The organism is Roseateles sp. FW305-36 (genome assembly GCF_058787015.1).
Window position 1 is genome coordinate 48,579 of the sequence record NZ_JBYSZK010000002.1, and the last position, 10,338, is coordinate 58,916.

A 10,338-nucleotide genomic window follows, 5' to 3' on the forward strand; every position below is an offset into this window, starting at 1 on the left:
TTGCGGCGGGTCTGCTCCTGCTGGGCGCCGCAGTGGCCGCCCCCATCGACGACTGGCGGCAGCGGGCCGCTGCCGTGCGCAAGCTGGCCGACAACGACGCCAACGCGGCCTACGCACAGGCCCAGCGCCTGCAGGACGAGCTGCCGGCCGATGCGCCGGCCGCCGACCACATTCGCGCGCTCAACCTGCTGGCGCGCATCGAGGTCCACCTGGCCCGCACGACCGAGGCCATGGCCCATGCGGAGCAGGCGCTGCGCGAGGCGAGCGCCGCCGGTGACCAGGCGGCCCAGGCCGAGTCCAACATGAACATCGGGTTGGCGGCGGTGAACAGGAACGACGTCGGCCGCCTGGTGGAAGTGACCTCGCAGACGATGGCGGCGCTAGAAGGCGTCGACCGTCCGGACCTGCTGGCCGAGGCCTTGTTCCGCGGCGCGCTGGTGTACCGCCGCGTCGGCCGGCTCGAAGAGGCGGTGACGATGGCGCTGCAGTCGCTGGACGCGGCACAGCACGCCGCAGACCCGCTGGTGCTGGCGTATGCCCGGCATGGTTTGGCGATCTCGTACATGCAGAGCGGGCGCCTGGCCGAAGCGATATCGCAGCTCGAGGAGATGCTGCGGCAGGCCAAGGCCGCGGGCTCGAAGCTGCAGAACGCCTACGCATTGGTGGCGCTGTTCGAAGCCACCTACCAGCAGGGCAAGCACGCCGAGGCCTACCCCTATCTCGACGAAGCCATCGACATCTTCAAGGTCATCGGGTCGCCGACCGGGCTGGGCATCGCCGTGAACACGCGTGCGGAGTACGCGCTGAAGGAAGGCCGGCTGCAGGACGCGCTGGCCGCCAACGTGTGGGGGCGCGAGATCCTCAAGATCACCCAGCTGCCCGCCGGCCAGTTCTTCTCTGCCCTGCAACGCAGCCAGATCGAGCAACGGCTGGGCCACCCGGCCGCAGCCTTGACCGAGGCTGAGGACGCCTACCGGCGCGCGCAGGCGCTCGGGCAGCCGCTGCACCAGGCCTTCGCGAAGCGCCGGTTGGCGGAGTTGGCGGCGGCCTCCGGGGACGAGAAGCGCGCCTACCGGCTGGCCGTCGAATCGGCCGACCTGCAAGTCCAGGCCACCACCGAGCGCAGCGCCGACCGCCTGCTGCAGGCGGCACAGCACCGCCGCGATGAGGCGCGGCGGCGGGAGTTGATCGAGCTGCAGCGCCGGGGCCAGCAGCAGGCGGCCGAGCTGCATGCGCGCGGGCTGCAGCAGCGCTGGCTGTGGACGGTGTTGGCCGGAAGCCTGCTGGCGCTGAGCGGCGCCGTGTTCTTCCTGCTGCGGCTGCGCCGCTCGCGCGCCGAGGTGCGCCGCCTGGCCGATACGCTGGAGCAGCGCGTGCTCGAGCGCACCGACCAGCTGGAACGCGCCCAGCATGCCGCCGAGTCCGCCACCCAGGCCAAGAGCGAATTCCTGGCGAACATGAGCCACGAGATCCGCACACCGATGAATGCCATCCTCGGCATGTCCTATCTGGCGCTGCAGAGCGGGCTGGATACCAAGCAGCGCAACTACGTCGAGAAGGTGCACCGTTCGGCGGAGTCGCTGCTGGGCATCATCAACGACATCCTCGACTTCTCGAAGATCGAGGCCGGCAAGCTGGAGATCGAGTCCATTCCCTTCCAGCTCGGTGACGTGTTCGACCGGCTGGCCAATATGGTGGGCATGCCCGCCGAGGAGAAGGGCCTCGAGCTGCTGTTTGTGCTGCCGCCCGAGCTGCCCACCGCGCTGGTGGGCGATCCCTCGCGGCTCGGCCAGATCCTGCTCAACCTCGTCAACAACGGCATCAAGTTCACCGAGCGCGGCGAGGTGACGGTCGCCGTGTCGCTCGACGAGCGCAGCGCGGACCGCGTGACGCTGCGCTTCGAGGTGCGCGACACGGGCATCGGCCTGAGCGCCGACGCCTGCGAGCGCCTGTTCCAGCCCTTCATGCAGGCCGACGCGTCGACCAGCCGGCGCTTCGGCGGCACCGGCCTGGGGCTGGCCATCTGCCGTCATCTCGTCGAACGCATGGGTGGCGAGATCGGTGTCAGCAGCGAGCTGCAGCGCGGCAGCCGCTTCCAATTCAGCCTGCCCTTCGGCCTGCAACCGGGCGTGCAGACGCTACCGCAGACGCCCGAGCTGCGCGGCGCGCGGCTGCTCATCGTCGACGACCATCCCGCGGCGCGCGAGCTGCTGCGTTCCCTGGTGGCATCGCTGGGCCTGCAGCCCGAGGTCGCGGCCGACGGCGAGGCCGCCCTGGTCGCGGTGGCCTGCGCCGACGCGACGGACCGGCCATACCGGCTGGTGCTGCTGGATTGGCGCATGCCCGGCATGGACGGCGTCGAATGCCTGGCGCGTCTGTCCTGTCTGGGGGTCCGCCACAAGGCACCGACGGTGCTCATGGTCACCGCCTTCAGCCGGGACCAGGCCGAACACCAGCTGCAGGCGCGCGGGCTGCAGGTGGCGGCCCTGCTGCCCAAACCCGTCACACCCTCGGCGCTGCTTGACGCCTGCGTCACCGCCCTCGGCCTCAAGGTGGCCTTGCCGAGCCGCAGCGAACAGCAACAGGAGAAGCTGCAGGCGCACCAGGCTCGCCTGGCTGGCGCCCGCATCCTGCTCGTCGAGGACAACCCCATCAACCAGGAGCTGGCCTGCGGGCTGCTTGAGAGGGCGGGCATTGCCGTCAGCATCGCCGTCAACGGGCGCGAAGCACTCGCCGCAGTGGATGGGGAGTGTTTCGACGCGGTGTTGATGGACTGCCAGATGCCGGTGATGGACGGCTATGAGGCGACTCGCGCGCTGCGGCTGCGCCCCGAACTCAAGGAGCTGCCCATCATTGCGATGACCGCCAACGCGATGGCCGGCGATCGCGACAAGGTGCTGGCGGCGGGCATGAACGACCACGTGGCCAAGCCCTTCAGGGTGGAAGACCTGTTCGCCACGCTGGCGCGCTGGGTGCGTCCGGCAGCGGCGCAGCGCTCCAGCCCGGACACGTCGCTGCCGCAGGGCCTGGATGTCAACGCCGGCCTGGAGGCGGTCGATGGCAACGAGGCGCTGTATCGGCGGTTGCTGAGCATGTTCCGTGAGCGCGAGGTGAACTTCGCGGCGAGTGTGCGTGACGCCTGCGCACGCGGCGACGCTGATGCCGCGCTGCGCCGCGCCCATGACCTGAAGAGCGTCGCCGGCACGCTGGGAATGCCCGCCCTGCAGCAGGCGGCGGCCGCCCTGGAGACAGCATGCAGCGGCGACGTCGACTTGGCGGCGATCGAGCCGCTAGTCGAGGCCGTGGCGCGACAGCTGACGCCGCTGCTCGCGGCGCTGCCCGGCTGGATGGAGGGTCAGTCGAGTTTCGCGGCAGCGCCGCGCCTGACGCGAGATCAGTCCAGCGCGTAGATGCGCAGCGCGCTCACTTCCTGGCGTGACCAGGTGCTGCGCAGGCCGAACCAGCCTTCGCGCAGCGGACTGGCGTCGCGGTGCTCGAAGAAGAGCTGGCCGTCGACGTAGACAGAAGATCCGCCATCCTTGACCAGGGTCTGGACCAGGTAGTCGTGGTTGGGTTGGAGCAAATGCTCGGCGTCCAGCCTCTCCTGCAGCAGCGCTCGTTGACCGCCAGCGTATTTGCGCAACCGCGTGCTGGTGTTGCTGTTGCCGCCGATGCCGAAGTAGTAGAGGCTCAAGCTGTCGTAGGAGTCGAACACGCCGTTGCGGCCCAGCGGCGACGCGCCATCCGGACCGGTCGCCATCCAGAACTGGTTGAGATCGCTGAGCCTGTCGTTGGCGCCGCCCTGCACGACGATGCGGCGGCGGTATTCGATGAGGAGGTTGCCGCTCAAGCGCCGGTTCAACCAGACGGTGACGCCGCCGGCCGTGTCCAGCACCAGACGGCCGTCACGCACGCTGACCGTCGAGCCGGGCTTGGCTTCGATCTCGGCGACCCAGTTCCTGGCGTCCGTGAAGTCGTCGCTGAAGATCAGCCGGCCGCGCTCGCCCAGCGAAGCCGGGTCGGCCATCGCTGCGCCGCTGAGTACCAGCCAGAGCAGCAGCGCGCGGCGCAGCATGACGATCAGGGCTTGCAGCCTGGCGACGGGTTGGCAGCCGGGCCGGCGGTCGTCTGCGCGATGGGCGCTTCGATGGTGCCGTCGGGCCGGTAGTGCAGCTCCTCGATCGCCACCGAGCGGCGGTATTCGCCGCCGCCGGGCAGCTCGGCGTTGTGATAGACGATGTAGCTCTTGCCGTTGAAGTCGAAGATGGCCTGGTGGATGGTCGGCGTCTTCAGGTTCTTGGCCATGATGACGCCGCGCGGCGTCCAGGGGCCCGTGGGCGACGGTCCGGTCATGTAGGCGGTCTGCTCGGGGAAGAACTCCGAGTAGCTCAGGTAGTAGGTGCCGCCGTGCTTGTGCAGATAGGGCGCCTCAACGAAATCCTTCACCGGCTGCACCTGGATGGGCCCGTCCAGCTCGGTCATGTTGGCCTTGAGCTTGGCGTACTTCAGCACCGTGTTGCCCCAGTACAGCCAGGCCTGGCCGTCGTCGTCGACGAACACCGCCGGGTCGATGTCGTCCCAGGCGATGTCGGTCTGCGTCGTCATGTCGTTGGTGACGAGGGCCGAGCCGCGCGCATCCTTGAACGGTCCCGTCGGCGAATCGGACACGGCCACGCCGACGGAGAAGCCGGGCACCGTGGCGTGCTCCACCGTCGAATAGAACCAGTATTTGCCGTTGCGCTTGGTGATGTCCGATGCCCAGGCGCGGGCCTTGGCCCAGGCGAAGGTCTTCACGTTGACGGGTGCACCGTCGTCGCGCCAATGCACCATGTCGCAGCTGGAGAAGACGCGCCACTCGTTCATGACGAAATCCTTGCCGCCCACCGGCGCTTCGTCGCGGCCGGTGTAGAGGTAGACGCGGCCACTGTCAACGAGGACGGCGGGGTCGGCCGTGTAGAGCTGGGGGAAGAGCGGGTTGGCGGCCTGAGCGACGCCAGCGATGGCCAGCAGGGCGGTCGAGAGGATCTTGTTAACCATCAGGCGACAGCCTTCTTGAGGGACAGCAGCCGCTGCACAGCGCAGAAGACGAAGAGCAGGGCGCCGATGACGATCTTGGTCCACCAGGAACTCAGGGTGCCGTCAAAGGCGATCAGGGTCTGGATGAGGCCGAGGACGAGGACGCCCGACAGCGCGCCGGCTACATAGCCATAACCGCCCGTCAGCACGGTGCCACCGATGACGACGGCGGCGATGGCGTCCAGCTCCACGCCCTGGGCATGCTGACCGTAGCCGCTGAGCATGTAGAAGGCGAACAGCAGGCCGGCCAGGGACGCGCAGAATCCGCTCAGGCCGTAGACGGCGATCTTGGTGCGGCCGACGGCCAGGCCCATCATCAACGCCGAGGACTCGCCGCCGCCGATCGCATAGACGGTGCGGCCGAAGGCGGTGCAGTGGGCGATCCACAGGCCGGCACCGAGCACGGCGAGAGCGATCAGCGCGCCGGGCGACAGGAAGGCGCCGGCGAACAGTGGGATCTGCGTCTGCGACAGCGTGACGAAGAGGGGCGCATCGATGGTGATGCTGTCCACGCTGATCAGGAAGCAAAGGCCGCGCGCCAGGAACATGCCGGCAAGGGTCACGATGAAGGGCTGCAACCTGAAGACGTGGATGACCACGCCCTGCAGCGCGCCGAACACCGCGCCGCCCAGCAGCACGACGGCGATGACCAGTTCGGCTGGCCACTGCGCGACCTGCAGCAGCCACGCGGCCACCATGGTCGTCAGCGCCAGCACCGAGCCCACCGACAGGTCGATGCCACCGGACAGGATGACGAAGCTCATGCCGACGGCGATGACGAGCAAGAAGGCGTTGTCGACAAGCAGGTTGAGCACGACCTGCGTGGAGCCGAAGCCGGTGTAACTGCTGGCGCCGGCGACGAACAGCAGCACCATCAGCGCGACGCTGACCCAGGCCGTGAACGAGGGCGCGCCGAGGAGACGCTTCATGCCGACCTCCGCGACCAGAACGACGACTGCGAAATGCAGACCGCGAAGACGACGACGGCCTTGACGACCATGGTCACCTGCGGCGGCACGCCCAGGGCGTAGATGGTGGACGTCAGCGTCTGGATGATCAGCGCGCCGATCAGGCTGCCGGCCAGGCTGAACTTGCCGCCGCTCAATTGGCCGCCGCCGAGGGTCACGGCCAGGATGGCGTCCAGCTCCAGCAGCAGGCCGGCGTTGTTGGCGTCTGCGCTCTTGATGTTGGACGAGATCATCAGCCCGGCCAGGCCGGCGCCGAGGCTGCAGTAGACGTAGACGAAGAAGACGATGGCCGCCGTGCGCACCCCGGCCAGCCGCGCCGCGACCGGGTTGATGCCGACGGACTGGATGAAGAGGCCCAGGGCCGTGCGGCTCATCAGCAGGGCCGTGAGTCCGGCGACGAGGGCGACGACGAAGAGGGACACCGGCAGGCCGAGCAGATGACCGGCACCGAGCCAGAAGAAGCTGGCCGGCTCGTAGACGGTGATGATCTGGCCGTCAGTCAGCAGCTGGGCGAGGCCGCGGCCGGCGACCATCAGGATCAGCGTGGCGATGATGGGCTGCAGGCCCAGGGCCGACACCAGCAGGCCATTCCACAGGCCGCAGAGCAGCGCGGCGCCGAGGGCCGCCGCAAAGGCGATGACCAGGCCGTGGGAGCTGACGAGCACGCAGGCCACGGTGCCGGCGATGGCGACGACGGCGCCGACCGACACGTCGATGCCGCGCGTAGCGATGACCAGGGTCATGCCCAGTGCCGCCAGCATCAGCGGCGCAGCGCGGTGCAGGATGTCGACGAGGCTGCCGTAGAGATGGCCGTCCTTGATCTCGAGGTGCAGGAAGCCGGGCACGAAGACGGCTGCGACGGCGAGCAGCAGCGCCAGCGCGGCGAGGGGCCGCGCGAGCGGGTGGCGCCAGAGGGGCGCGGCGGGCGCACGAGGCGTGGGCATGGTCAGGACGCTATCTTTCATGCGGGCTCGGCGGCAATCACTTCGAGCACGCTGCGCTCGTCCAGCTCGCCGCGGCGGTATTCGCCGGCGGCGCGGCGGTCGCGCAGCACGAGCAGGCGGTCGCTGCAGTGCAGCACCTCGGGCAGCTCGGAGGAAATGAAAAGGATGGACATGCCCGTGCCGTCGTCCTTGTGGGCCAGCGCGCGCACGGCGTCCATCAGGTCTTCCTTGGCGCGTACGTCGATGCCGCGGGTGGGCTCGTCGAGGATGAGGACGACCGGCTCGGTGGCCAGCCAGCGCGCCAGCAAGGCCTTTTGCTGGTTGCCGCCGGAGAGCTGGCCGATGGGCGTGTTGGCGCTGGCCGTCTTGATGCCCAGGCGCTTGATGTAGTCGTCGGCCAGGGCCTGCTGCTGCTCGCGGCTCATGACCAGGCGCAGGCCAGCTCTAGCCTGCAGGGCCAGCAGGATGTTGTCGCGGACCGAGAGTTCGAGGATGGCACCCTCGTGCTTGCGGTCCTCGGAGCAGAAGGCGATGCCGGCAGCGATGGCCTCGCGCGGCGAATGCCAGCGGCGGGTGCGGCCGGCCATGTCGACATGGCCGGCATCGGCCGCGTCGGCGCCGAAGAGCAGGCGCGCGGCCTCGGTGCGGCCGGAGCCGAGCAGGCCCGCGAGACCGACGACCTCGCCGCGCTTGAGCTCCAGGTCCAGCGGGTGCAGGGCGCCGCGCCGGCCCAGGCCCTCGGCCTTCAGGACAGGGGCACCGGATTGCGAGGCGCGGCTGTCCAGTCGGCTGGGCTGCTGATCGGGCGGCGCGCCCACCATCTTGTTGACCAGAGCCAGGCGGCTCAGGTCGGCAGCCAGGTATTCGCCCTCGGTCTCACCGTTGCGCATCACGGTGATGCGATCGGCCAGCGCATAGGTCTGGTCCAGGAAATGGGTGACGAAGAGGACGGCCAGGCCCTGGTCGCGCAGGCGGCGCAGAACAGTGAACAGGCGCTGCACGGCCGCGTCGTCCAGGCTGGACGTGGGCTCATCGAGGATGAGGACTCGCGCCGAGATGCGCAGGGCGCGGGCGATGGCCACCATCTGCTGCACCGACAGCGAATAGCGCGACAGCGGCGCCGTCACGTCGATGTCCAGGTCCATCTGCGACAGCACGCGCTTGGCCTCGGCGCGCACGGCGGCCCAGTCGATGCGGCCCCAGCGCCTGGGGAAACGACCCGCGCAGATGTTCTCCGCCACGCTGAGGTTGGGGCAGAGGTTGACCTCCTGGTAGACGGTGCGGATGCCGAGGTCCTGGGCGTCCTCGGTGCGCTTGGGCGCGATCGTCTTGCCGTCCAGCGTGATGCTGCCGGCGTCGGGCTGGTAGAGGCCCGTCAGCACCTTGATCAGCGTGGACTTGCCGGCGCCGTTCTGGCCCATCAGCGCATGGACTTCACCGGGGAAGAGGCGCAGGCTGACGTCGCTCAGCGCCTTGACGCCGGGGAAGCCCTTGTGGATGCCGGACAGCGCCAGCACCGGGGTACTGCTGGCCACTTCAGTACTTTCGATTCGGCAGCTCTTTGGCCGCGACGTCGGCCGTGTAGACGCTCTCGGTCACCGTTATGCGCTTGTCCACCGGCTTCTTTGCGACGATGTCCTTGGCCAGCTGCATCAGCTGCGGACCGAGCAGCGGGTTGCATTCGACGGTCACGTTGAGCTTGCCGGCCTTCATGGCCTCGAAGGCGCCGCGCACGCCGTCGATGGAGACGATGGCGATGTCCTGGCCCGGCTTCAGGCCGGCTTCTTCGATGGCCTGGATGGCGCCGATGGCCATGTCGTCGTTGTGGGCGAACAGCACGTCGATCTTCTTGTCACGCGCCTTCAGGAAGGCTTCCATGACCTCCTTGCCCTTGGCGCGCGTGAACTCGCCGGACTGGGAGCGGATGATCTGCAGCTTGGGGTTGGCCTTGATGACCTCTTCGAAGCCCTTCTTGCGGTCGATGGCCGGGGCCGAGCCCACGGTGCCCTGCAGCTCGACGATGTTCAGCGCGCCACCCGGTGCCTTGGCGGCGCGCTCCATCACCCACTTGCCGGCCTTGCGGCCTTCCTCGACGAAGTCCGAACCGATGAAGGTCACGTAGAGCGACGGGTCGGCGACCTTGACGGCGCGGTCGGTCAGGATCACGGGGATGCCAGCGGCCTTGGCCTCCTTCAGCACTGTGTCCCAGCCACTTTCCACGACCGGCGAGAAGGCGATGACGTCGACCTTCTGGGCGATATAGCTGCGGATGGCCTTGACCTGGTTCTCCTGCTTCTGCTGCGCGTCGGCGAACTTCAGCGTGATGCCGGCGTCCTTGGCCGCGGCCTTGACCGAGGCGGTGTTGGCGGTGCGCCATTCGCTCTCGGCACCCACCTGGGAGAAGCCCATCACGAGGGGGGCGGCAAAGGCCGCGAAGGCGGGGGTCAGCAAAGCGGCGGCCAGCAGGCTGCGGCGCAGGATCTTCATGTCTGTCTCCATTGGGATCGGTCTTGTCAGGCCGATGGTAGGAAGGCCGGTGATGCGCGACCAATGACATTTCTCGGCCAAGACATACCGAAACCGGTATGCCTAGTCCCTCAGCCCCAGGGACACGATACGTGCATGCTCGCCGCTGCGGCGCAGCTTCTCCAATTGCTCATCGAAACGAGCGATCAGGGCCTTGTGCTGGGCGCTCTTGTTGAAGGCCAGATAGGTCGGGTTCTCGGTCAGCGGGTTGGGTAAAGCTCGCACCGACGGGTAGTCGCCCATGGCCAGCAGGGTGTCGCCCGACTGCTCGATGGCCACCGCCACGTCCAGGAAGCCACGCTCCAGCTTGCCGAAGTTCTGCGCGTCGGATGACACCGGCTCGGCCTGGAAGAGGCCGGTGCGGGCTGCGGCGTCGAAGGCGTCGCCATAGCTCCAGCCGCGCAGCACGCCCACGCGCAGGCCGCGCAGGTCGTCGATGCGGTCGAACAGGCGCAGGCCGCCGCGGCGGGTGTAGACCTTGATGGTCTCGACATGCAGGGGCTGGCTGAAGTCGTGCCTGGCCTGGCGCTCGGCCGTCGAGTAGATGCCGCCGACGCCGTGCTCGGCCCGGTCCAGCCCCGCCAGCGCACGCGGCCAGGGCAGGCAGACCAGGCGCATCGGCACATCCAGCCGCGTGAACAGCGTGCGCAGCAGCAGCGCATAGACGCCGTGCGGCTGGCCGTCACGGTCGGCGTACATGAAGGGCGGGTTCTGCGCGTCGAGGGCGATGACGATTTCTGGAGTGGCGGCGCGGGTGGCGAGAGGGGTGGCGGCGAGGGCGAGGCAGGTGCGTCGGGTCAGCGTCATGCGGACAGTGGAAGGCC

8 protein-coding genes are annotated in these 10,338 nt (G+C 68.7%); 1 reads left to right on the forward strand and 7 read right to left on the reverse strand.

Annotated elements, in window-relative coordinates:
- Positions 1 to 32 precede the first annotated feature (32 nt).
- Complete coding sequence (locus AC3WOE_RS04485) at positions 33 to 3,410, forward strand: hybrid sensor histidine kinase/response regulator (RefSeq protein WP_492688560.1); 3,378 nt, start codon at positions 33 to 35, stop codon at positions 3,408 to 3,410.
- Here the strand turns inward: AC3WOE_RS04485 and AC3WOE_RS04490 are convergent.
- From AC3WOE_RS04490 to AC3WOE_RS04520, 7 genes are all read right to left on the reverse strand, one after another.
- Positions 3,395 to 4,075, reverse strand: coding sequence for a DUF6250 domain-containing protein (locus AC3WOE_RS04490; RefSeq protein WP_492688562.1), 681 nt, complete (start codon positions 4,073 to 4,075; stop codon positions 3,395 to 3,397). The two genes, AC3WOE_RS04485 and AC3WOE_RS04490, sit on opposite strands and share 16 nt — an antisense overlap.
- Before the next feature lie 5 nt (positions 4,076 to 4,080).
- Complete coding sequence (locus tag AC3WOE_RS04495; RefSeq protein ID WP_492688563.1) at positions 4,081 to 5,037, reverse strand: glycoside hydrolase family 43 protein; 957 nt, start codon at positions 5,035 to 5,037, stop codon at positions 4,081 to 4,083.
- Positions 5,037 to 6,005, reverse strand: coding sequence for a galactofuranose ABC transporter, permease protein YjfF (gene yjfF / locus AC3WOE_RS04500; RefSeq protein WP_492688565.1), 969 nt, complete (start codon positions 6,003 to 6,005; stop codon positions 5,037 to 5,039). Before yjfF ends, AC3WOE_RS04495 begins: the two co-directional genes overlap by 1 nt.
- Positions 6,002 to 7,009, reverse strand: coding sequence for an ABC transporter permease (locus AC3WOE_RS04505; protein ID WP_492688567.1), 1,008 nt, complete (start codon positions 7,007 to 7,009; stop codon positions 6,002 to 6,004). The genes yjfF and AC3WOE_RS04505 overlap by 4 nt, the downstream gene beginning before the upstream one ends.
- Positions 7,006 to 8,523 (reverse strand): sugar ABC transporter ATP-binding protein, encoded by a 1,518-nt coding sequence (locus tag AC3WOE_RS04510; protein WP_492688569.1) that lies wholly within the window; start codon positions 8,521 to 8,523, stop codon positions 7,006 to 7,008. Before AC3WOE_RS04510 ends, AC3WOE_RS04505 begins: the two co-directional genes overlap by 4 nt.
- A 1-nt stretch (position 8,524) precedes the next feature.
- Positions 8,525 to 9,475, reverse strand: a complete 951-nt coding sequence (locus AC3WOE_RS04515) for an ABC transporter substrate-binding protein (RefSeq protein ID WP_492688571.1) — start codon at positions 9,473 to 9,475, stop codon at positions 8,525 to 8,527.
- Positions 9,476 to 9,577: 102 nt separating this feature from the next.
- Positions 9,578 to 10,321 carry a substrate-binding periplasmic protein gene (locus AC3WOE_RS04520; RefSeq protein WP_492688573.1) on the reverse strand — a complete coding sequence of 248 codons (744 nt, stop codon included), beginning with the start codon at positions 10,319 to 10,321 and terminating at the stop codon, positions 9,578 to 9,580.
- Positions 10,322 to 10,338: the final 17 nt, after the last annotated feature.

What these genes read in the sequence shown, in the direction of transcription:
- AC3WOE_RS04490 (WP_492688562.1), bottom strand. Translation starts at nt 4,075, where the DNA reads ATGCTGCGCCGCGCGCTGCTGCTCTGGCTGGTACTCAGCGGCGCAGCG.
- AC3WOE_RS04520 (WP_492688573.1), bottom strand. Translation starts at nt 10,321, where the DNA reads ATGACGCTGACCCGACGCACCTGCCTCGCCCTCGCCGCCACCCCTCTC.
- AC3WOE_RS04515 (WP_492688571.1), bottom strand. Translation starts at nt 9,475, where the DNA reads ATGAAGATCCTGCGCCGCAGCCTGCTGGCCGCCGCTTTGCTGACCCCC.
- AC3WOE_RS04505 (WP_492688567.1), bottom strand. Translation starts at nt 7,009, where the DNA reads ATGAAAGATAGCGTCCTGACCATGCCCACGCCTCGTGCGCCCGCCGCG.
- AC3WOE_RS04495 (WP_492688563.1), bottom strand. Translation starts at nt 5,037, where the DNA reads ATGGTTAACAAGATCCTCTCGACCGCCCTGCTGGCCATCGCTGGCGTC.
- yjfF (WP_492688565.1), bottom strand. Translation starts at nt 6,005, where the DNA reads ATGAAGCGTCTCCTCGGCGCGCCCTCGTTCACGGCCTGGGTCAGCGTC.